This window comes from Bifidobacterium indicum, from assembly GCF_036987015.1.
GTDB classification, from domain to species: Bacteria; Actinomycetota; Actinomycetes; order Actinomycetales; family Bifidobacteriaceae; genus Bombiscardovia; species Bombiscardovia indica.
In genome coordinates this window covers 76337-98863 of sequence record NZ_BTXM01000005.1, presented here as the reverse complement: position 1 = coordinate 98863, position 22527 = coordinate 76337, and the positions used below count along the sequence as shown (strand labels likewise).

Here is a 22527-nt window from a genome sequence, read left to right as displayed (position 1 = left end):
AACGATATCCGGCCCTCCCGGGTCTTGCCTATCAGGGCACTCGGGTGCCCGGAATGCCGTCAGCCCACCCAGACCGGCCTGTCGCCGTCTGTGCCTGGTCGGGATATCCCCAGGCTGGCGCGGCTGTGTTCGGCAGGGCAGGCCAGGATCTTTTCAATCAGGTCCGCTATGGAATTCCGGGATACGGTCGTCCCCCTGTACGGCTGACCCTTCTCGGTCAGTTCGTAGTCCCTGTCGGGCTGGTCATCCATATAGGCGGCGCGGATGATTGTGTAGTCCAGGTCGGAATCCTCGATGATCCGTGCCGCCCGGCGGGTATCCTCCATGACCTCATGACCGCAGGACTCCTCGACCCACCGGCCGAATTCGCCCGGCACCTCATGGTAGAGCCCGAGTCCGGTAATCCAGATCAGACGCTTGACCCCTGCCTGGTCCATGGCCCGGACCGTCTTCTTGGCCATGGGTTCGAATCGGCCACCCAGATCGGCGAGGACCATGGTCTGGCCCTGCATCGCTTGGAGAAGATGGGGGTAGTCGTTCACGTCCCCTTCGGTGATGGTCTCCCTGGATGGGTCGAGGACGGGAAGTCGGTCGGCGCTGCGCAGGTACTCGGTCAGGTGGGTGTCGTCCTCGCCGGCCAGCAGATCCTTCCGGACCAGGCGGGCTATACGACCATTGGCGCCCAGTATCAGCAGATTTGTCATGGTGCCTCCCGATGGCGTGTTCCTGAACTCCATCTATACGCCTTGAAGTGGGCTTGAAGTCAAGGGGCCTGCGCAGGTGAAGGATTCGTCTCAAAGCGAGAGTCGGAACTGGAGCTTGTGCGGGCATCTGTGTAATATCTGATACCAACTTGGTAGATATCCACGCAGCGTTTCGGGTTTGGCCCCTTCCGACTTCGTTCGACAGGCCCCCGAAGCGTTGACTACTCCGTGGCATGAGCAGGAGAGTGGTATGACTGGGTCAACCAGCGGTTCCAAGCAGACACAACCCCTCGTAACAGGCGGAACTCCGTCCGGACAGGGGCATCCCTTCCCTGATGGGGCCGCCTCGGTGGCCCCGGCCGACCAGGCGGCGACCGCCCGGTCGGGGAATTTCGATGCCCGACTGGATGATCCCTCGGTGCTTGAGGTGGATCAGGTCTGCAAAGCCCTGAATGTCGATCCGGCCCACGGGCTGGATGAGGACGAGGCCGCACGGCGGCTGGGGAGGTTCGGCCCCAACGAGCTGGCCGGCGCCCCTCCGGTGCCAGCCTGGCGCAAGTTCCTCCAGCAGTTCAAGGACCCCCTGGTCTACCTCCTCCTGGCCGCCACGGCCATATCCCTGGTGGCCTGGGTGGTGGAGCGGTCCCACCCCTCGGCCGGTGGGGGCGAGCCCCTCCCCTTCGATGCCATCGTGATTGTGGCCATCCTGCTTCTCAACGCATGTCTGGGTTATGCCCAGGAGGCCAAGGCCGAACGTGCCGTGGATGCCCTGGCCGGCATGACGGCCCCCCACGCCTCCGTCCTGCGTGGGGGGCAGGTGGTCAGTCTGGAAACCAGCCTGATCGTTCCGGGTGATGTGGTCATTCTGGCCGAGGGTGACACGGTCAGTGCGGATGGCCGCCTCCTGACCGCGGCCGGCCTACGCGTGGCCGAGGCCTCCCTGACCGGCGAATCCCTGCCCGTAAGCAAGCGACCGGCCAGGCTGAGCGGGACCACCGCCCTGGGTGACCGGACCAACATGGCCTTCAACGGCACCGCAGTGACCCAGGGCACGGGCCGGATGGTCGTGACCTCCACCGGCATGGGCACCCAGGTGGGCCGCATCGCCAGTATGCTGGCCAACACCGAGGAGGAACCCACTCCCCTCCAGAAGGAGATGGCCCGGGTTTCCAAGATCCTGGGCCTGGCTGTCTGTGCCATCGCCGTCCTGGTTCTGGCCGCCCTGGCCGTCATGGAAGGCTTCCATACCATCCAGGACCTGATCGACTCCCTCCTCATGGCGGTCTCCCTGGCCGTGGCGGCCGTCCCCGAGGGGCTCACCGCCATCCTGACCGTGGTCCTGGCCCTGGGTGTGCAACGCATGGCCAAGCACCATGCCATCGTCAAGAAGCTCAGCTCGGTGGAGACCCTGGGGTCGGCCTCGGTCATCTGCTCCGACAAGACCGGTACCCTGACCCGTAACGAGATGACCGTGGAGCGGGTCGTGGTCCCCTCCGGGCAGGTCAGCCTCACTGGCACCGGGTACAATCCTGAAGGGTCGATGACCCGGGTGGCCTCGCAGGGACTGTCGGCCGATACGGATGTGGACCCCTCCCTGGTCGACGAGGTCATGCAGACCCTGATGGTCGGGTCCGTCGCCAACGATGGAGGTCTGCGCCAGGAGGCTGGTGACTGGTCCGGGGCCAACCACGGCTCGGGCTCAGGTCCCCGATCCGGCTCGGGCTCAGGTTACGATTCCGGCTCGGGTTCCGGCTTGGGCTCGGCTGCCGCCGACCAATGGCGGCCCATCGGCGACCCCACCGAGGTCTCTCTGATCGTGGCCGCCCGCAAGGTCGGGGCCGACACCCGGGCGAACGGGTACGACCGTCTGGCCGAGATCCCCTTCACTTCGGAGCGCAAGCTCATGTCGGTCCTGGCCCTGCCCAGGCAGGGGTCCGGCGACTCCCCCCATGCACAGGGTGCCCGGCTCTTCTGCAAGGGTGCCCCCGACGTTCTGCTCGGGCGTTGTGACCGGATACTCCAGAAGGGCCGAGTGCGCCCTCTGACCGACGGGGACCGGGAGGGAATACTGGCCCAGGTCAGCCACCTTTCCGGTGATGCCTACCGTACCCTCGGGCAGGCCTACCGCCCCCTGTCCATCCGAGAGCTGGCCGACCTGGCTGACCCGGATGCGGGCCGGTCGGTGGACGGAGTCCGTACCGAGGCCCAGGGCCAGCCGACAGACACACTCGCCCTATCGGCAGATGCAGTGGTGGAAAGGGGCGAGTCCCTGGAATCAGGTCTGATCTGGACGGGCATGGTCGGCATCATCGACCCGCCCCGTACCGAGGTTCGCCAAGCCGTGGCACAGGCCCACAAGGCAGGCATCAGGACCGTCATGATTACCGGTGACCACCCTCTGACCGCGGCCAGGATCGCCGGTGACCTGGGTATCATCGAACCCGGTCAGCCCGCCTGCACCGGCGACCAGCTGGATGCCATGGACCAGGACCAGCTGAGGGAGACCACCTCCAAGGTATCGGTCTATGCGCGTGTGGCCCCAGAGCACAAACTCAAGATCGTAGACTCCCTTCAGTCCCAGGGCCGGGTCGTGGCCATGACCGGCGACGGCGTCAACGATGCCCCGGCCGTCAAGGCCGCCGACATAGGCGTGGCCATGGGGATCACCGGAACCGAGGTGACCAAGGAATCGGCCAAGATGATTCTGGCGGATGACAACTTCGCCACCATCGTCGAGGCCGTGCGCGAGGGCCGCGGCATCTTCGACAACATCCGCAAGTTCCTGCGCTACCTGCTCAGCTCCAACATGGGTGAGGTCTTCACGGTCTTCGGAGGCGTGGTCTTCGCCGGCCTTCTGGGCATCTCCCAGCCCGGCAGCCTGGGCGTCACCGTCCCTCTCCTGGCCACCCAGCTCCTCTGGATCAACCTCCTGACCGATGCGGCCCCGGCCCTGGCCATGGGCGTGGACCCCCAGACCGACGACCTGATGGACCGCCCGCCCCGCAGGGTGATCGATCGGGTGATCGATCGGGACATGTGGATCGACATCATCTACATCGGCCTGGTCATGGCCCTGGTCACCCTGATCGGCATGGACATGCACCTGAGCGGGGGGCTCTTCACCGACCGTTCCCTCCAGGCCATCGGCCATGAGGCCCAGATGCGGGAGGCCCGGACCATGGGCTTTACCATCCTGGTCTTCGCCCAGCTTTTCAACGCCTTGGCTTCGCGCTCGTCCCGGAAGTCCGCCTTCGTCGGCCTCTTCAGCAATGCCTGGCTGTGGGGCGCCATCGGCGTCTCCATCCTCCTGCAGATGGCAGTGATCTACCTGCCCTTCCTGGGCGAGGCCTTCGGTACCGTGCCCCTTCAGCCCCAGGCCTGGCTGGAGTGCATCGGCCTGGCAGCCTTGGTCCTGGTCGCCTCGGAGCTGCGCAAGCTGGTCATATGGGGTGTTCGCAGGTTGCGGAGATGAAAGGCTGTGCACATGCGGGTTCAGTATGAGCCGCGGTGACTCAGAACCGCCACCACGGTCTTGGCCAGAATCGCGATATCTCCGGTGATGCTCCATCGTTGGATATAGGAGACATCAAGCTGCTCGGCTTCTTCCCTGGTCAGGTCCGAACGGCCTGATATCTGCCAAGGGCCGGTAATGCCAGGCTTGACCAGGAGCCGTGTGGAATAGAGAATGCCGTAGGTGTCGACCTCGTACTGTCGCTGGGGACGAGGGCCCACCAGAGACATATCGCCTTTCAGCACATTGAAGAACTGAGGGAATTCATCAATGGAGTATTTACGGATGACCCTGCCGACCTTGGTCACTCGCGGATCCTCCTTGACCTTGAAAAGAGCATTCAGATCCTGTCCTTGTTGCTTAGCCAGCCGAGAATCCATCTTTTCGGCATCCAGGCACATGGAACGTAGTTTGTAGCAGTCGAACGGAACCCCGTTCATCCCTATCCGCTTCTGCTTGTAAAACACAGGCCCATGATCTTCGTGTTTGATGGCGATTGCCGCGGGCAGTATGACAAATGGCACGGAGACGATCAATGCCGCAAGAGAGCCGATGATGTCCATGGTTCTCTTGATGAAACGTGTGGTTGTGGAGTATTGCGGGAGGCTTGCCACCATGATGGGTTGGAAACCGGAATGGTCCAAGTCGATGCGATGGCTGCCGATGTCCGCGACAGTAATGGAAAGGGCGAACTCGACACCGAGTGATTCCACAGCCAGTGGCAAGGCGTGCATGATCTTGCTGTCGCGGGTGATGACATCGGCGATTATGACGATCTGTGCCCCGAGGAGTTTGACAGTACGGGGGAAATGCGAATTGAAAGCAATGACTTTCGGCTCTTCCGGTTGTGACGGATGAGTCTGATAAGGAACGGATATGATGCTTCCATCATGTGCGTTGGGATCCGGTGCTATGGGGCATATTGCGATAGGCCGGTAACCGCTGGCCTGGCTGCTGCCCAGTGTCGCCAGCATTTCGTCGATTCCCTCGGGGGACCCGACTATCACGGCATCGTAGCGGCACAGTCCACGTAACCGACAGCGATGAAGTAACCGCCGCAGGAGCCATCGCGCCACTATATCGAGCGCACAGGCCAGAGCAGGAGCCGCGATGACCGAAGTGCGGGGGAAGTGCAAATCGAGCATATATACGGCACAACTGGTGAGTACTATGGTCAGCAGACCCGAGTTGATGATTTTGGTATACATGTCATATCCCTCCGACATGACATGTCGGTGATAGGTGCCGCAGATCAATAGGCAGAGTAGCCAAGTGGCACATTGGAGGATGCTGAATTGCCAGAGGGATATCTCGGACTCCAATGAGCCCAGGGAAGAGGGATTGAGAACAGAGCAGATTCCCAATGAGACAAGCATGATGAACACATCGGTAATAATCAGCAGTGTTATGTACAGGTATCGCCAGGTTGGCACAAAAGAACGATCGTGGGTTTGCGCGCGAGATTGGTCCGTCGGGCTGAACGGCGAATTGATAAAAAGCAGTGGTGGTTCTTCCACGCCAGCTTCAGGCGAATTGGATTGGAACCGCATCTCGGGAGAATCATCTATCCCGTAGCTGCTCACTCTGCGGCTGACGAACGAGGATCGTCTTGTGGTAAAGTTATCTGTCCTGTGAACATTGTTCCTGGCCATCCTCGTTCAGTTCCTCTTTAGGGCGCTTCCTAGTACCGTTCCATTCTCACGTCACTGCGATGTAACCTTGACGATTACTGATAGCAAATAATTTATCATACGTACGTTGAGTTTCAAAGTCGCGAACGCGGCCCTCGTATGGTTGCAGTGTCTTGAAATTCGCGAACTTAATGCCATCCGGGAGCGGTGTGGCCATCAAATAATCATTGAAAACACACTATTTCTGACTGTGGTTGCGGGACCAATGCGACCACCGTCCGCGGGGATTTGTGAACCGTTCGGACACCACATGACGGTGGCAGGTCCCGCAGATGAGCAGACCGGGAATCCATAAGCAGCGTGGAATCAGGCCGAAGACGGCTCCGCTATTTTCCGGCGGCGATGGAAGAACCCTGGATAGGTCGGTTCGGATCAAGCACGAAGAGGAGCCATGGCTGTTGATACCAGGTGCCCATGCCATTGACCAAGTGCAAGTTTTGAATTGGAAGTGGGAACGACCTGAAAGAATATATTAGTTGCGTTAAATTGACCATGTAATTTTCGTTTATCGCGTAAGCCGGAACCTAAGGAAGGAGCGAAGACTCAATGCTGCGGAGGCCTCGATACAGCGTTCTCATGAGCGTCTATGCGAAGGAGGAGTCGGATAACCTTCGGCTTGCGCTTGCCAGCATTATCGACCAGACCCGGCCGCCTGAAGAAATCCTGCTGGTTGAAGATGGTCCTCTTCCCGATGCCCTCCATGGTCTTATATCGGAGTACGCGGAGGCGCACCCAGGGATGTTCACCATAGTGCCGTTGAAAGACAATTGCGGGCTTGGTAAGGCCTTGTCACAAGGGGTCCTTCGATGCCGGAATGAGATTATTGCACGGATGGACTCCGATGATTACTCATCACCCGAGCGTATGGAGGTTGAACTGCGAAAGATGGACTCGGAACATTTGGACCTGGTAGGTTCCCAGGTCACGGAGTTCATCGGCGATATGCATCATCCCATTGCCCGTACGGATCTGCCCGTGACACAGACAGGAATCAGGGCGTACTCGAAACGTCGGAATCCCTTCAGGCACCCTTCTGTCGTATTCAGGAAGAGCATTGTTGAAAAGGCGGGAAACTACAACGGTGATTACCCGTATTTCGAGGATTGGGATCTCTTCAATAGGATCATCGGGATTGGTGGCAGGGTCGGGAACATCGACAAACCGTTGGTGGCTATGCGGGTGAGCGAGGATTTCTATGTGAGGCGCGGGGGGTTCAGGTACCTGTCGGATATGTGGAGGTTCAAATATGGCCTTTGGAGACGTGGCTATTCGAGCTTTGCAGACTTCTGCATCTCCACTTTTCCCCACATGATTATCTGCCTGCTGCCGAATCGTATACGGCGAATCATCTATACGCAGGTTCTGCGTAAGGAGGTCGAGGCATGAGCGGAGCAAGGGTTCGAGTTCTGCAGGTCGTGCCGAAGATGCAGCAGGGGGGCCTGGAGAACTTCATCATGAGCCTGTATCGCAATGTCGATAGGGATCAGGTGCAGTTCGATTTCCTGGAGCATTACTCGGATGATCAGTTCTTTGATGATGAGATTCGTTCCTTGGGGGGACTGATTTACCGCATTCCTTACATGGAACGCAAGGACAGGTTCTTCGATTACCGCAACGACTTGGATCGGTTCTTTAACGAGCATCGAGAGTTCTCTCTGGTGCATGGACACATGGGCACCACAGCTCTCTTCTACTTACAGGCTGCGCAGAAGTGGGGTGTCGCCAATAGGATTATCCATGCTCATGAGAGTTCATATATCAGAAGTGTGAGAGGATATGTAAGGAAAGCCCTGATCCAGCAGTCCTGGCGGCATGCGACTCAGTTGCTGGCCTGCTCCGGCAGCGCGGGAGAGTACTACTTCGGTAATAGGCCCTTCCATATTGTTCGTAACGCGATTGATGTGCAGCGGTTCCGATTCGACATGGATACTCGAATCCGAATCCGCCAGAACCTGCATATTGATGAACAAGCCTTGGTTCTGTGCCATGTCGGGCGGTTTGCGGCCGAGAAGAACCATGCATACTTGATTGACGTGCTCGAAGCGGTAAAGAAGCTGGTCCCCTCGGTCGTGCTGGTTATGATCGGCGAGGGTGAAACCAAGGCCGATATCCAAGCCCGTGTGGCTCAGTCCCATCTGGAGGAGAACGTACGTTTCGTTGGTGTATCGGCGGATCCTGAATGGTACTACTCCGCCTCTGACGTTTTCCTGCTTCCCTCCCTCTACGAGGGGCTTCCTCTAACGGGAGTGGAGGCTCAATGCAATGGTCTGCCAAGCATCTTTTCGGAGACGGTCCCCTCCGATGTCTTCATCTCTCAAGCCGCGCATTATTGTTCGATTACCGGTCCCGCAAGTGGATGGGCGGAAGAGATCGTCAAGGACTGGGACAGGGACCTGTCGAACCGCGCCTCAGGTCTGAAAGCGGTACAAGCTGCAGGGTTTGACGTCCGGGAGACAGCGAAACACATGCAGGATTACTACCTGCGTCTTGCCAGTGGAGACAAGGCGACCAAGGCGGGAGGGCAATGATGCTGCTGGTGTGCCACAACCTGTTACTTCCGATACGAGGCCGTTGTACTGCGAGGTCGTTTTGTTTCCGGGCGCCTTCCACTGCCTGGGGTTAGCCGCATCTTGCTGTCTTTCCGGTATGCCAAGCGCCCCGGTACGAATCAGGTGTTGTTGCGGTAATGAATGGACGAGAAGAGTTTACGGTATTTGCGAGAGGGTAGGACAATGAGTCGAGACGGTACTAGTACATATGCTTCCACCGTGCAGAAAGGGCTGAAGTACCTGCGCCAATCCGCCGTGTATCTGAAGTACGAGTGCAGCACCCCACGCGATACGGGTAGCGGGCATGGGGGAGACCCGATTCTTCTGGATACCGGAATGCTGAGCTGGAACGCCGGCGACGATATCATCATGCACTATGCCAACAAACAGCTTTCGCGGTTGTTCAACCTGGAGCATATCCGCCGAATTCCAGTGCATGGGGGACGGGTTGATGTCGGTCCTGATGTGCAGGGCAGGCTCAAGATACTCTGCGGCACCAATGCCTTGAACACGCACATGAACAGACATCATTCGATAGCCCTGCCCGGGCATGTGAACTACTACCGGAACTCTGTGTTGCTGCTGGCTGTTGGACTGGCCGATGCCGCTGAGGGAACGGGATTCAATGCGCCGACCCGAAGAATACTCAGGAATCTGCTGGCTGGCGACCATATCCATTCCGTGCGAGATGGCCATACGGAGAAGGCGCTGAAGGACATCGGAATCACCAATGTCCTGAATACCTCCTGTGTGACGATGTGGGATCTGACCGAGCAGTTCTGCGCATCCATCCCACGTAAGAAGCATACTGATGTATTGACATCCATAACGGATTACAATTTCGACCCGACAATGGACGGCTATATGCTCAGGAATCTGCAGAAGCACTATCGTACCGTGTATCTGTGGGTCCAAGGAACGCAGGATGAAGACAGGTTGAGGCTCCTGCCCCATATCGGAGGGATAGAGCTCATCCGTACCGGACTGCCGGGGCTGAGGGAATTTGTCGCCACCCATAAGGACATCGATTATTTCGGCACCCGCCTGCACTGTGGTATATACTGCCTCAATCACCGCATACGTTCCAGGATTGTGTCCATCGATAACCGTGCGGCCGACATAGCAAAGGACACGGGTCTTCCCATCGCCATGCGTGCTGATTTGAAGGATTCCATGGACGATTTCATCGAGCAGGAAACGACCTTCGGCATTCACATTCCCGACCAGGCAATACATGATTGGAAGATGCAGTTCGCTGCTGAGTAAGGGCGTGGATGCATGCCGGTGCTGACGAACAGCCGTAGGCGGATGGAGTGGCTTGGAAGCTATGTCTAAGTATGGCAGACTGATTAAGAACGTTGGCGCGTTCACCGTAAGCAATGTGGCGATAAAACTCATATCATTCCTGCTGGTACCGTTCTATACGTATTACTTGACAGCCGTCGAATTCGGCATAACCGATATGCTGAACACGGTTACCGCGCTTGTTCTTCCCATAGTGACCGGTTCCGTTGCCGACGCTGTTCTGAGGTATGCCATTGACGACCGGAGCCGGGCGAATCAGTACATACGCTTTGGTTTTCTCGTCACAGGTGCCAGTTGTATCCTGGTGGCTCTTCTCCTGCCTCTTCTGGACCTGGGCTTCTTTGGCGGTCTGGGGGCCTACAAGGTCTGGTTCATCGCCGCTTATGCGACCATGGCCATCCACAACTACCTATCCGTCGTGGCCCGCGGTCTTGACAAGATGCGGACCATGATGGTCGCATCGATCCTGTCGTCTTTGGTGAATATAGGGACGGCCGTGGTTACCATAGCCGTTCTTCATCTGGGGGTTGTCGGGTTCTTCCTCTCCTGGGTCCTGGGTAATACGGCCGGATGCCTGTGGTATCTTCTGGTGGGCGGATTGCGTCATCAGTGCTTTGGGACATTTAATCTGTCCAGGAGCCTCCTCTCCCTCTTCGCCTATTCCCTGCCCCTTGTGCCCAATGCCCTCTTCTGGTGGGTCAGTCAGAGCATCAACAGGTTCTTCATCACCGGTTTCATCGGTATCGGCGCTTCAGGGCTATTCGCAGCCGCCAGCAGGATTCCGGGAATTTTGAATATGGTCGCTTCCATTTTCCAGCAGGCATGGAATCTTTCCGCCTTCCAGGAGTACCGGGAGAAAGGACGTGACGCATTCTTCAGCACGGTCTTCAAGGTGTACCAGTGCGGCTTGGCCATAACCACGATCCTGCTGATTTGTTCCTCCAAGTGGATCGCAACCCTGCTCTTCCAGAAGGACTTCTTCCAGGCCTGGACCCTCGTGCCTATCCTTCTGGTGGCCTTCTACTTCAGTGCCCTGAACACTTTCTACGGGTCGGTCTACACGGCCAGTATGAAGACCCAGTACCTGTTCGTCACCACGGTGGTTGGTGCGTTGGTTTGCGTAGCGGGGACCTGGATCCTCCTGAAATTGATTGGCTTGCCTGGGGCCGGAATCGCCACGGCGCTCGGTAATGCCCTGGTCTGGCTGATGCGGCTGTTGGACTCTCGGCGTTTTGTCACTATCGATGCATCACGTACCGTAACCGTCATGACCATCGTACTGTTGCTGGTATCGTCATTCTCGATCTGCATGGACCAAACGCCATACAAACTGGTTGCCTATGGCTGCCTCCTGGCTGTCGTTGCTGTACAGATCTGGCAGGTAAAGGATATCTTGGTACATCTGTTGCGGCGAGGCCGACGGCGGTAGTTAGATCCGTGGAGCTCCCGAGTACAGCGCGTATGGGTTGATTCCGAACCAGCGTTGCGGTACGAGCAGGAAAGCCACGAAAAAGAGCACCAGGGCCAGGGCGCACAAAGCGTGCATGATCTTTTGCGGTGTCGTCTTCGGTTTGGTCATGAACAGCGTGGGGATGACCAAGGTCAGGAAGGGCAAAAGCTCATACATCAGGCGGTACAGGACATTGGTGAACAGAACGCTGGTGCCTACCAGTATGCCGCATGCACAACTGTATGTCGCCAGGTTCCAGAGCAGGCCGGTCTGCCGCCTCCCCTCCACATCGTAATAGGACGGCTTGGCATGCCGGCTGATGATGCTTCTGGGGCCCTTAGGGATTATCCGGGGCCTGGCGGCTTCTGCATGTGGATCTTCCCGCGTATTGCCGACGATGAGAAGGTCGGCCAGGAATATGCCGAAGAACAGTATCTGAATGGCCGGCATCAGTCTGCCGGGCTGCAGGAAGTGAAGACCATGGGTGGCGTACCCCCGGTACTTCGGTATCATGCCGATGATTGTCGGAAGCATCGAACCTACTATCGCAATCAGAGCTGCGAATATCAGCATGACCACGACTGTGGTTCTTGTCTTTGGTCTGATCCTGGCCACCATGAACAGAGGGATCACGATGATGGCCGTCAAATGGAACATGGCTGCCACGACCACCAGAAGCATGGTGACCCATATGTTCTGTGTACGGGTGAATACGAGTATGGCTATGAAAATGATCGCAATGGCGATGCATTGCCGCATCGCCGTCAACGATGTGAAGTACTGCGTGGTCATGAAGTAGGCGCAGTACACCAGGGCCGGCCGGTCTGTCAGTGCGTAGATGGCAAAGAACGGTAAGACGCAGATGATGATGGATGAGACGATGATGAGGATACGAGCCGGGTTGGCGAACCGAGAGCATAGGCGCAGGAGTATGACGAACCCGGGCTCATAGTTCGAGTACATACCCTTGCTGTGGTATTGCCCATAGCCCAGTTTCTTGATGAGGAGGACCGCATAGACGTACTGTTTGGTGTCTGTTCCTACTTCAACCGATCTCAGCGCAGCAATCATTGTCGCTGGAATGACCGAGCAAAGGAACTCTGCAAGTCTTCGTGCGTGTCCAGGGAGTTTTAGAAAGACGATTGAGCAAACTATTAACCAGATGAAAAGCAGAAAATAGATTGTCATAACGTTCTTTCCTATCAGGTTCTTGTTTTGTCAATTAGCGTCCACTTGATCACGAAGAAGTTTCAATAATCTTCCATATGACATACATTACCTTGTACCGCGCCGGCGGGCGATCTCATCAATGGGCGGGGGGGGGGGTTGATGAAGTCAGCCCTTCTGCACCGGACAAAGGCCGGCACTGTTGGTGATTCCCGGATCCGTCCTTCCCATGGGGGTCTGGTCGAGCATGAGATCGCTGGTGGCCTTATCCGATGTCGTAACATCGAATTCGAGCGTGACGGTACCGTTGGGCGGAATCGATGAGACTCCGGTCATAAGGGGCTTGCCATTCAACGTGGCCTGCTGGAATTCACCTCCCTTGATATTCGAAATGCTCCCACCGGCAGGGGCATAAATCAGGATTCGCTCAAGAGCTGTACCGGACTGGGTGAAGGGTAGTGTGCCGCCGAGGATGTACCAACCTGCTTCGTTCAGATCCTTTTGGGAGATCTCATTGGTCATGGAGAAGCTGACATGATAAGTCTGAGCACCTCTGGATGAGCATGAGGTACGGGTGATGGTGGTCTTGCGATGTATGTACCAATCCATTTTCGATGGATTGTTTTCGTTCAGATAGATGCCGACCTCAGGCCGTTCCTCGCTCTCGGGTGCATTCTTGGCCAATCCTGCGCCTTGGAAATGTGCCGCCTCGTCCTCATGGAAGGTATACAGGTAAAGATGTCTATCCTTGGCGAGGGGAGCGATGAGATTCGCCAGTTTCATAAGCTTGTCCATGTCCAGATTCGTAAGGACATTGTTCAGCGCATCTCGCGAGGCACTGGCGAAGACGGCATCCTGTTGGAGGATAGGGATTTCCTTATATATCGTGTTGGAGAAGTACTCGGCTGCGTTGTCTCCGTTGAGCAGCGTTCCGGAGGAGAGCCTGACCTGGCCGCCGATTTTCAGCATCTCCTGCACGAAGACAGGGTCAATCATGATGACACCATCCACGGGTCCGGCATAAGGAGACCGTTGCCATCGGGTGTTGACAGTCTGTGCGGTCTGCGAGAAATCCGGATATGCCGTCAGGTCGCGAATATCGAAGCTCATTTTCAGGGGACCGGAGAAGATGCTTTCGGCATCAGCTTCCGCGCCGCCTCCCAAGGGAATAAACTCGCTGTTGGGGTGAAAGTCGTTGACTGTTATCTCGCCGTTTACAGCAGTCATCGAGCCCATGGAGCCAATCAGACCTCCGCCGGAGCGCGACTCGGAGGTGGTCTGAGCCACGATGATATAGGTGCGTTCTCCTGATTCACCCATGAACTGGGGGAGAACCTGAATGCCATTATTGAGCTCGTTGATCTTGTCGGAGACCTTGGTGAGCTTTTCTATGCTTTCTTGGTAGGTGGCGTTTACGAATCCGATCTTTGGTTGCGGAAGGGACTTCAGCGTCTGTAACCGATTTTGCACGCCGGTGTTGGTTTTGTTGAACTGTGCACTTGCCTGGCTGATGGGTTTAAGATTTATCTGACCGTCTTGGGTGTTGAGAGAGGCCGTCGACAGTTGCCGAGTGATGCTGCTCAATTGTGGTAGTGTCTCCTGGGTGATTCCATCGGCCGCATCGACCATCCCCTGGACCGCCTTGACATCATTGCCATAGACCGGCAAATGTGCAATCATGCTTATCAGGGGTCCATGTACTATTTTCTCGGCTTGCGAGGATTCGCTTTGAGCCTCGGCTATGGTCTGATCCATGGTGTCCGCCTTCTTAAGGACACCATCGTCCCGGAAGGAGTTTATCAGGGACAGTGTGTGTTCTTCGTGGTCCTTGATTTGTTTAATGTCGCGGAAGAGCTGGAAGGCGGCAATGCCGGCAAGCACGCTAAGAAGGAGCAGTACCATCAGGATCGTGACCAGTGTCCTGTGTGTGCGCGTTCTTCTCAATTCCTGTTTCCTGATGAACGCGGTGCTGGAGTCGGCCTGACCGTGACGGGTACTATGGTTGAAGTGCTTAGCGGCTCTCGACATGGTCTGCTTCCCGTAAAATTGGCATTTTCAAGCGCTCTTATTCTGTCAAGTCAAGTACTCAAACGCACGGATAAAAAGATATCTCTACAATTTCCTGCTATGCGGAAAAGTGGATGCAAGGTGGAGCTCAGTCGGAGACGTCGGCCTTGTAGAAGTTGACGAACGAACGGGATGGGGTCGGACCGCGCTGCCCTTGATAATGGGATCCGTTGTGCTTGGACCCGTAGGGGTACTCCGCCGGCGAGGAGAGCCTGAAGAAGCACATCTGGCCGATTTTCATGCCGGGCCAGAGCTTGACCGGCAGGTTACTGACGTTGGAGAGTTCCAGGGTGATGTGGCCCTCGAAACCGGGGTCCACGAAACCGGCCGTTGAGTGGGTCAGAATACCCAGTCTGCCCAAGGAGCTCTTTCCTTCCAGTCGTGCGGCCAGGGTGGAATCGAGCTTGACGTACTCCCAGGTGGATCCCAGCACGAACTCGCCAGGGTGGAGAATCCAAGGTTCCCCCTTGGCCACCTCGAACTGCTCGGTCAGGGCACCCTGATCCTCGGCCGGGTCGACATAGGTGTACTGGTGGTTGTTGAAGATGCGGAAGTACCTGTCCAGTCGCACGTCAATACTGGAAGGCTGAACCATTTCAGTGGTCCAAGGGTCGAGATCCAGGTGTCCGCTTTCGTGGGAATCCAGAATGTCATGGTCGCTGAGCAACATGCCTATTTGATCTCCTTATGGTGATGGGGAGAAGCACCCCAACTACGAGGGCGATTCATCTGTTTTCAGTCTACAACCTGGTATGGCGGGATTCCTTGCCGGGATGCCCCCCCCCCCACGTCTGTTCTCAGCGAATTTTCAGGTAACCCCATCATCCTCTTAAGGTGCACGTTGTTTACTGTGATTGTCGGCAATTGACAAGGTCGACCTGGCGTTGTCAAGACGGCAGTATAACTGATTTCCCTTTCTTCTCTCTCGCCCGGCGGATTCGATTCCGCCGGGTTCTCTTTTATATCAGGATTGCATGGGCCGTCGATTCTGCGACCATGAGATGATTCCTGCCTGCTGTCGGCTTGTGCCTCTGTGCGTACGGCGCCGGACCGGAGTAAGGCACCGGAGCCGAAGATCGGTTCGGCGGGTATAGAGAAAGGCCCCGTCGTTATGGCTTGACGGGGCCTTCCTTACTTCTGGGGAGGGGTGGACGTTGTCTCGTCACATCCGGCGGCTGAGGGAAGAGGGGGATATCACAAGCCGGATGTGAATCGACTTCCACTTCCTCCCCGGTCTAGGCGGTCGGATTCCGGCATGATGCGCGGTACCCGGCCAAGTCTTCTATGTTGATTCCCTTGAAGGGGTTCACTGGTCCTCCTTGGGGGCCTGCGCCGACATGTTCCCGTGAAAGACCAGGACGATGACCAGGGCAAGGACGGCGGTCAGTCCCATGACCCAGAACATGTTGGACGCCTGGGCGTGGGTACCGGGTTGGACGCCCAGGAACCCGCGGGAACCGAAGCTCTCGTCGGCCATGAGACCGCTGTAGACGGCCATGCCGATCGAGGCCGAGGTGTTCATCATCAGGTCGCCGATGCCGATGCCGCGTCCGTTCTGATCCGTCGGCAGGGTGGCCGAGAAGGAGTCGTACAGGGGGGTGTATGACATGGTGATACCTGCGATGGAGACGCATGCCAGGACGGTCAGGGTCCAGAAGCCCGAGGAGATGAAGATGGCCGATCCGAAGCTGCCTGCGATCATCAGGACCGCGGAGAGGACCAACATGGGGAGCCTGCCGATGGTCGAGAGGATTGTTCCGGACAGGCATCCCACCAAGGTGGCCACCAGGTAGACGATGGTCAGGCAGATGGAGACCTGGCTCAGGGAGATCCGGTAGATCTGGTCGCCGATTACGTTGTAGATCGGCACGCAGGCGAAGTTGAAGAAGTAGAAGATGAAGAGGGCCAGAAGAACAGACATGTAGGCCCCGTTGGTCACGAACCTCCTGCTCAGGAAGGGGTTGCTGCCCTTCCAGACGTAGACGGCGAAGACGGCGATCAGTACGGCCAGGACGCCAAGCATCCATGTGGCGGGGAAGGAGAAGTACACGGCCACGAATCCGGCGATCAGGGCAAAGATGGCGATGCCGAAGGCATCGATCCGTTCGCCCTTGACGCTGGTGTCCGGAGTGTTCTTCAGGACCTGGGGAATCAGCAGGACGGCGATCAGGGGGACCAGGAAGAGGTACTTCCAGTCGATGGAGGTGATCAGTCCGCCGGCGAAGATGCCTACGGCCGAGGAGGCGTAGTAGACCGCGTTGAAGACGCCCAGGTAGAAGGCTCGCTCCTTGTCGTTCAGGTACTTCATGGCCATGACCAGGAAGACTGATCCTGCCACCTGGCCACCCGCGGTCTGGATCATCCTGGCCAGGACCACGGCCCAGAAGTTCGAGGCGCCCAGGAAGCCCAGAAGGCTGCCGATGATCAGGGCGCCCACTCCGAAGAGGGTCATCTTGCGCGGGGAGATGTAGTCGCAGAGCGTCCCGTAGAGCATGCAGACCACACCGAGGACGATGCCGGGCAGGGTACTGATCAGGGAGGCGTTTGCGGACATTCCCAGGGAGTCGCCCACGTTCTGGAAGACCAGGTTGAAGGCCTGGATCATCAGGGTTCCCAGGAGGAAGATGGCCAGGAGGGCGGGCAGGGCGCGCTTGGTCCTTGACCTGTTGTCATCGGCCTCGGTGGCTGGGATTCCGGTGGTTCCGGTCGTAACGGTTTCGGTCATCGTATGCCCCTCCTATTGTTCGTTCCGCTGTGTGGTGACCAGGGTCCTCAGCCTGTCCACGAACTGTTTGGTGAAGCGCTCGGCATCCACCGAGAGGGCCACCTTGGTGTTCTTGGTCTCGTCCAGGAGCCTCTTGGGGTCTCCGATTGTGCGGCCGCGCTGAGGGCCCTCGGTCTCCACCATCAGATTGGTGGCGAAGGTGGTGACCAGGGTGGGGTCGATGGCCACGGCGGCGGCCAGGGGGTCGTGCAGGTTGCATCCGCCCAGGAAGACCCCTTCCTCCTGCTCGCTGATTCGGATGTAGTAATCCGTCATGTCGGCCAGGAACCTGCCTGCCTCTGTGCCGGTGCGGCGCAGGGAGTCGGTGTCCTCCTGGCTCATCAGGACCTGGGTGGTCACGTCCAGGCCGATCATGGTGATGTCCGCCTTGGTGGCGAAGATCTTGTTCGCCGCCTCAGGATCCTGGTTGATGTTGGCCTCGGCAAAGGGGCCCACGTTGCCGGGCTGGGTGAGGCTGCCGCCCATCATGACAATGGTGATCTTGTCGATGATGTCGGGGGCCTGCTCCAGGGCGGCGGCGATGGTGGTCAGGGCGCCCGTGGGTACCACAACCAGCTCACCCTTGGGGTAGCGGCGGACCGAGTCGATGATGAAGTCCACGGACCCCTGATCCCGGGGCTTCGCGTCCGAGTGGGCGGGTATTTCGACGTTGCCGGTTCCGTTGGCACCGTGGAAGATCGCCGAGTCGGGCGGCACCGAGAACGAGTCCGCGGTGCTGGGATGGTCGATGCCCTTGAAGACGGGGATGTCCTCACGACCGTACATGGCCAGCAGGTTCAGGTCGTTGGTCACCCCCTGCTCCACCACCACGTTGCCGTAGGTTCCGGTGATGCCAATCAGTTCGGCATCGGGCGAGGCCAGCACGTAGGACAGTGCCAGGGTGTCGTCAATGCCCGTGTCGAGGTCCAGAATGATTTTCCTGTGGGTTTCGCTGCTTGCTGACACGGTTGCTTCCTTCCCGGGAGGGGCGGGTGCGGGCCACCCTTGCTTCCCTTGCGGGGCCGTTTCCTTCATACGGCCGACCGACAGGGGAGGCTGTATCTTCACATTGATGTAACGTTTCATCAAGACTGCATCTTGACAAACTACTAGGGGTCGATATTCTTGTCAACCTTTGGGCATGTACGTTCGCCAAGAGAAATTAATCGTGAGACTTTTGGGCAAACCGGCTCGACTTGTCCGCATGGGGGGAATCGGGCGCGTCGACATGCGGGTCAGAGACCCCGAATTTCGCGGCATGCTGGGATAATGAAGGCATGACCCTTGCAACCCCTGAACGGTACGTGCAGATGCTCGATGCAGCCAGGCGCGGCTCCTATGCCTACCCTGCCATCAACGTGACCAGTACCCAGACCCTGAACGCCGCACTGGAGGGGTTCGCCGAAGCGGAATCCGACGGCATCATCCAGGTCTCGGTTGGTGGTGCATCCTACCTGTCGGGGCAGCGCCTGGCCGATCGGGTGACCGGCTCCATCGCCTTCGCCCGTTTCGCCCAGGAGGTGATCGACCATTATCCCGGGATCACCGTGGCTCTTCACACCGATCATTGCGCCCCCCAGTACCTGGACGAATGGGTCCGTCCCCTCCTGGCCTATGAGAAGGACCAGGTGAAACACGGCCAGGAGCCACTCTTCCAATCACATATGTGGGACGGTTCCTCCATACCCTTGGACCGCAACCTGGCCGTCGCCAAGGGACTGCTGGAGGATTCGCAGGCCGCCCACACGGTTCTGGAGATTGAGGTGGGCACGGTCGGTGGTGAGGAGGACGGCCACTCCGCGCAGATTGACGAACGGCTCTATTCCTCGCCTGATGACGGGCTGAAAGTGGTCGACGAGCTGGGCATGGGTGAGTCGGGTCGGTATATGGTGGCCTTCACCTTCGGCAACGTGCACGGGGCCTACAAGCCGGGGGTGGTCAAGCTTCGTCCCGACCTCCTGGGGGAGATTCAGGGCCGAACCGCCCGGGCCGTCAGTTCCGGTCAATTCCCTTCTCCGGGCCCCGAAGTTCCCGGCGACAAGCCCTTCCTCCTGGTCTTCCACGGTGGGTCCGGTTCCGAGCCGGCCGACATAGCCAAGGCGGTTTCCTGCGGCGTGGTCAAGATGAACGTCGATACCGACACCCAGTACGCCTTCACCAGGGCCATAGCCGGCCATATGTTCACCAACTACGATAAGGTCCTCAAGGTCGATGGCGAGGTCGGCGCCAAGAACGAGTATGACCCCCGGTCCTGGGGCCGGGAGGGCGAGGACGGCATGGCGGCCCGCGTGGTCGAGGCCTGCCGGGAGCTGGGGAGCGCCGGTCGGGCCTTGCGGTGATATGGATGGGTTGTGACCCAAGTATGTCGATGGGAATTGGCGGAAAAGCGCAGTGGACAGGCCGGTCTACGGCCTGCCGGGGAACACATCGGATCCGGGCCCGACATTCGCTGGTTTCGCTTTCCCCTGACCTGCTCTGAAATGGTCTCCTGTCCTCCGTGGAGGGGGTCGCCAGCTCCATACGTGGGGATAGGCTCATTGGTGGATGGTCCGCCCTCTCCAGAGGGGGATCGCTGGAGAAGGGAGTGTGTCCTATGCCCGGAATCGTGGTCGTCGGAGCCCAGTGGGGTGACGAGGGTAAAGGCAAGGCAACGGATCTTATCGGCGAGCGCATGGACTATGTCGCCCGGTTCAACGGCGGCAACAATGCCGGCCATACCGTGGTCGTGGGCGACCAGGAGTATGACCTCCACCTCCTGCCCTCCGGCATCATCCATCCATCCATCACGCCGGTCATCGGCAACGGGGTGGTGGTGGACCCCCAGGCCCTCTTCGAGGAGGTTGACGGGCTGGAGTCGCGAGGCGTGGATTGCAGCCGTCTGCGCGTCAGTGAGTCCGCCCATATCATCGCCCCCTACGACCGGACCCTGGATAAGGTGACCGAACGCTTCCTGGGCAAGCGCAAAATCGGTACCACCGGTCGTGGCATCGGCCCGGCTTACGCCGACAAGATCAACCGTGTGGGTATCCGCGTGCATGACCTCTTCAACACCGACCACTTGCGCGACAAGGTCGAGGCCAGCCTCCACCAGAAGAACCAGATGCTGGTCAAGCTCTACAACCGTCGTGCCATCGACGTCGATGCCACTGTGGACGAACTGAGCGAATACGCGGATCGCCTGCGCCCCTACGTGGCCAACACCTCGCTCATCCTCAATAATGCCCTTGACCGGGGCAGGAACGTCCTCTTCGAGGGCGGCCAGGCCACCATGCTGGACGTGGACCACGGTACCTACCCCTTCGTCACCTCTTCGAACTGCACGGCCGGCGGTGCCTGCACCGGAACCGGGGTCGGCCCCACCAAGATAGATCGTGTGGTCGGCGTGGCCAAGGCCTATGTGACCCGCGTGGGTGAGGGGCCCTTCCCCACCGAGCTCGACAATGAGCAGGGCGAATGGCTCCGTAAGCAGGGCCATGAGTTCGGGGTCACCACCGGTCGCCCCCGCCGTTGCGGCTGGTTCGATGCCCTGGTGGCCCGCTATGCGGTCCAGATCAACGGCTTGACCGACATCGTCCTGACCAAGCTGGATGTCCTTTCCGGGCTGGAGACCATCCCCGTCTGTGTCGGCTATGACGTGACCGGGGCCGACGGTTCCCGGGTCCGTGTCAATGAAATGCCTACCGACCAGGCTGAATTCCAGTCCGCCCAGCCGGTCTACGAGGAGCTGCCGGGCTGGGGTGAGGACATCTCCGGAGCTCGCAGTTTCGAGGAGTTCCCCGTCAAGGCCAAGGACTACGTCCACCGCCTGGAGGATATCTCCGGCTGCCGCATCTCGGCCATCGGCTCGGGCCCCGGCCGCGACCAGATCGTTCAGATCCACTCCCTGACGGACTGACCGGTATCCGGCCATGGCACGGGAGGTGGGCTCTTCATCCATGCCCCACCTGACCGCCTTCCCGGAGGCGTTGGGGACCGGCATCATCATCAACACCGCCAAGCCTGTCGGATCAGGGCTCAGAGCCAGGATGGGCCACCTGATCGAGGCCTATGAATCGACCCTGTCCAGGTTCCGGGATGATTCGATACCGGCAGCCATGGCCGAGTCTGATCGGGGCGGAAGCTTCGATTTCCCCGAATACTGCCAGGGTCTGTTCGACCTGTATGACTGCTTGTATCTCGCCACCGGGGGCGCCTTGGATCCTGCTGTGGGCGCCGACCTGGTCCGTCTGGGCTATGGCAGGGATATGACCTTCCGCATGAGTGCCGATGCAGTCGACCATCTCGGCAGGATCCGGGGCAGGGCCACCTGGGGCGATGACGTTGAACGTGTGGGTACGACCCTGAGGACCACGGGGTCGGTCCAGCTGGACTTCGGTGCCCTGGGCAAAGGGTATCTGGTCGACCTCTTGGCCGGTATTCTGGAGCATGCCCAAGGCACCTACCGGGTCGGGGACTATCTGATTGACGCCGGCGGCGACATGAGGATCCATGCTCCCAAGGCCGTTTCCATCGCCATGGAGGACCCGGATGATCTGACCAAGGCGGTTGGGTTGGTTTCCATGGTATCGGGGTCCCTCTGTGCCTCGGCCCCCAGCAGACGGCGGTGGACCGCTCCTCGCAAGGACGGGGCGGCGGGCGGTTTGATGGTCCTTCACCACATTGTCAACGCCATTGATGGCTGGCCGGTCCGTCGGGTCGAGGCCACCTGGGTGGTGGTTGGCCGGGACGGGAACGATGGCGAACAGGGCGCGGGGGCATCGATATGTAATCAGGGGCAATGCTCGCCGGAGCGCTCGGGACGGGATTGGACCCCGGATCGTGTTCCGAGGAAGGGCCAGAATCCGGGCAAGGGCAAGGATGGTCGTTTGGCGGATTTGTACCCGACCGCCCTGGCAGACGGCTTATCGACGGCCCTCTTCCTGGTTGATGCCAATGACCTGGCCGAGCACTTTTCCTTCGCCTGTGCGACGATTGACGACAATCGTCGGGCCGTGGTCTCCAGGGGATTTCCGGGAACTATCTTCACGGGCTGAGATCGTGGACCGTGCTTTAGAACCGGTTCCCTGTCTTGATCGGCAAGGCATGATCCGCGGCAAGACTGATTCTCGGACATCGGAAACTTGGCCCGGCTTGAATTGTCGGCCCATCAATGGACCAGTTCGTCCATATATTGGACGCATAGTCCGGTCGGGTGATTACCCGGGCCTAAGGTCAAAACCAATCCGGATGCAGGACGCATTCGAAGGGAAGACTGCGAGAGGAGGTTCGCCGCGATGACAAGGAAATTGAGCACAGGTCGATTCGGTACTGTGTCCGTAC

Annotated in this window: 15 protein-coding genes; 8 read left to right on the top strand and 7 right to left on the bottom strand. The window is 58.7% G+C overall.

Going from position 1 to position 22527, the window contains the following annotated elements:
- Positions 1–59 precede the first annotated feature (59 nt).
- Positions 60–704 (bottom strand): NAD(P)H-binding protein, encoded by a 645-nt coding sequence (locus AACP59_RS08740; protein ID WP_339350875.1) that lies wholly within the window; start codon positions 702–704, stop codon positions 60–62.
- A 250-nt stretch (positions 705–954) separates the two neighbouring features.
- Here AACP59_RS08740 and AACP59_RS08735 point away from each other — a divergent pair, with 250 nt between their 5' ends.
- Positions 955–4176, top strand: coding sequence for a cation-translocating P-type ATPase (locus AACP59_RS08735; protein ID WP_370466006.1), 3222 nt, complete (start codon positions 955–957; stop codon positions 4174–4176).
- Positions 4177–4196: 20 nt separating this feature from the next.
- Here the strand turns inward: AACP59_RS08735 and AACP59_RS08730 are convergent, their stop codons facing one another.
- Positions 4197–5867: a sugar transferase gene (locus AACP59_RS08730; RefSeq protein WP_339350874.1), complete on the bottom strand. Its 1671-nt coding sequence runs from the start codon at positions 5865–5867 to the stop codon at positions 4197–4199.
- 615 nt (positions 5868–6482) lie between these two features.
- On the opposite strand from AACP59_RS08730, the gene AACP59_RS08725 reads away from it, so the two are divergent.
- The 4 genes from AACP59_RS08725 (at position 6483) to AACP59_RS08710 (ending at position 11189) form a co-directional block, all read left to right on the top strand.
- Complete coding sequence (locus AACP59_RS08725) at positions 6483–7292, top strand: glycosyltransferase (protein WP_297317280.1); 810 nt, start codon at positions 6483–6485, stop codon at positions 7290–7292.
- Positions 7289–8434, top strand: coding sequence for a glycosyltransferase (locus tag AACP59_RS08720; protein WP_339350873.1), 1146 nt, complete (start codon positions 7289–7291; stop codon positions 8432–8434). The genes AACP59_RS08725 and AACP59_RS08720 overlap by 4 nt, the downstream gene beginning before the upstream one ends.
- Before the next feature lie 204 nt (positions 8435–8638).
- Positions 8639–9721: a polysaccharide pyruvyl transferase family protein gene (locus tag AACP59_RS08715; protein ID WP_297317278.1), complete on the top strand. Its 1083-nt coding sequence runs from the start codon at positions 8639–8641 to the stop codon at positions 9719–9721.
- A gap of 61 nt (positions 9722–9782) precedes the next feature.
- Positions 9783–11189 (top strand): lipopolysaccharide biosynthesis protein, encoded by a 1407-nt coding sequence (locus AACP59_RS08710; RefSeq protein WP_339350871.1) that lies wholly within the window; start codon positions 9783–9785, stop codon positions 11187–11189.
- On the opposite strand, the gene AACP59_RS08705 is transcribed toward AACP59_RS08710, so the two are convergent.
- From AACP59_RS08705 to AACP59_RS08685, 5 genes are all read right to left on the bottom strand, one after another.
- Positions 11190–12398, bottom strand: coding sequence for an EpsG family protein (locus AACP59_RS08705; RefSeq protein ID WP_297317276.1), 1209 nt, complete (start codon positions 12396–12398; stop codon positions 11190–11192).
- Positions 12399–12545: 147 nt separating this feature from the next.
- Positions 12546–14279 carry a DUF4012 domain-containing protein gene (locus AACP59_RS08700; RefSeq protein WP_339350869.1) on the bottom strand — a complete coding sequence of 578 codons (1734 nt, stop codon included), beginning with the start codon at positions 14277–14279 and terminating at the stop codon, positions 12546–12548.
- Between the two features lie 253 nt (positions 14280–14532).
- Positions 14533–15114, bottom strand: a complete 582-nt coding sequence (gene dcd / locus AACP59_RS08695) for a dCTP deaminase (RefSeq protein ID WP_297317274.1) — start codon at positions 15112–15114, stop codon at positions 14533–14535.
- Positions 15115–15750: 636 nt separating this feature from the next.
- Entirely contained in the window at positions 15751–17169 is a 1419-nt protein-coding gene (locus AACP59_RS08690; protein ID WP_339350868.1) for an MFS transporter, read from the bottom strand.
- 12 nt (positions 17170–17181) lie between these two features.
- Positions 17182–18174 carry a nucleoside hydrolase gene (locus AACP59_RS08685; protein ID WP_297317272.1) on the bottom strand — a complete coding sequence of 331 codons (993 nt, stop codon included), beginning with the start codon at positions 18172–18174 and terminating at the stop codon, positions 17182–17184.
- Between the two features lie 311 nt (positions 18175–18485).
- Here AACP59_RS08685 and fbaA point away from each other — a divergent pair, with 311 nt between their 5' ends.
- The 3 genes from fbaA (at position 18486) to AACP59_RS08670 (ending at position 22241) form a co-directional block, all read left to right on the top strand.
- Positions 18486–19547, top strand: coding sequence for a class II fructose-bisphosphate aldolase (fbaA, locus tag AACP59_RS08680; protein WP_297317271.1), 1062 nt, complete (start codon positions 18486–18488; stop codon positions 19545–19547).
- A gap of 254 nt (positions 19548–19801) precedes the next feature.
- Positions 19802–21103 carry an adenylosuccinate synthase gene (locus AACP59_RS08675; protein ID WP_339350867.1) on the top strand — a complete coding sequence of 434 codons (1302 nt, stop codon included), beginning with the start codon at positions 19802–19804 and terminating at the stop codon, positions 21101–21103.
- 13 nt (positions 21104–21116) lie between these two features.
- A complete protein-coding gene (locus AACP59_RS08670) occupies positions 21117–22241 on the top strand; it encodes an FAD:protein FMN transferase (protein WP_339350865.1) in 1125 nt (374 codons plus the stop codon).
- Positions 22242–22527: the final 286 nt, after the last annotated feature.

Excerpts from the sequence above, each read along its gene's own strand:
- AACP59_RS08740 (WP_339350875.1), bottom strand. The coding sequence starts at position 704 with ATGACAAATCTGCTGATACTGGGCGCCAATGGTCGTATAGCCCGCCTG.
- AACP59_RS08735 (WP_370466006.1), top strand. The coding sequence starts at position 955 with ATGACTGGGTCAACCAGCGGTTCCAAGCAGACACAACCCCTCGTAACA.
- AACP59_RS08730 (WP_339350874.1), bottom strand. The coding sequence starts at position 5,867 with ATGGCCAGGAACAATGTTCACAGGACAGATAACTTTACCACAAGACGA.
- AACP59_RS08725 (WP_297317280.1), top strand. The coding sequence starts at position 6,483 with ATGAGCGTCTATGCGAAGGAGGAGTCGGATAACCTTCGGCTTGCGCTT.
- AACP59_RS08720 (WP_339350873.1), top strand. The coding sequence starts at position 7,289 with ATGAGCGGAGCAAGGGTTCGAGTTCTGCAGGTCGTGCCGAAGATGCAG.
- AACP59_RS08715 (WP_297317278.1), top strand. The coding sequence starts at position 8,639 with ATGAGTCGAGACGGTACTAGTACATATGCTTCCACCGTGCAGAAAGGG.
- AACP59_RS08710 (WP_339350871.1), top strand. The coding sequence starts at position 9,783 with ATGTCTAAGTATGGCAGACTGATTAAGAACGTTGGCGCGTTCACCGTA.
- AACP59_RS08705 (WP_297317276.1), bottom strand. The coding sequence starts at position 12,398 with ATGACAATCTATTTTCTGCTTTTCATCTGGTTAATAGTTTGCTCAATC.
- AACP59_RS08700 (WP_339350869.1), bottom strand. The coding sequence starts at position 14,279 with ATGGTACTGCTCCTTCTTAGCGTGCTTGCCGGCATTGCCGCCTTCCAG.
- dcd (WP_297317274.1), bottom strand. The coding sequence starts at position 15,114 with ATGTTGCTCAGCGACCATGACATTCTGGATTCCCACGAAAGCGGACAC.
- AACP59_RS08690 (WP_339350868.1), bottom strand. The coding sequence starts at position 17,169 with ATGACCGAAACCGTTACGACCGGAACCACCGGAATCCCAGCCACCGAG.
- fbaA (WP_297317271.1), top strand. The coding sequence starts at position 18,486 with ATGACCCTTGCAACCCCTGAACGGTACGTGCAGATGCTCGATGCAGCC.
- AACP59_RS08675 (WP_339350867.1), top strand. The coding sequence starts at position 19,802 with ATGCCCGGAATCGTGGTCGTCGGAGCCCAGTGGGGTGACGAGGGTAAA.
- AACP59_RS08670 (WP_339350865.1), top strand. The coding sequence starts at position 21,117 with ATGGCACGGGAGGTGGGCTCTTCATCCATGCCCCACCTGACCGCCTTC.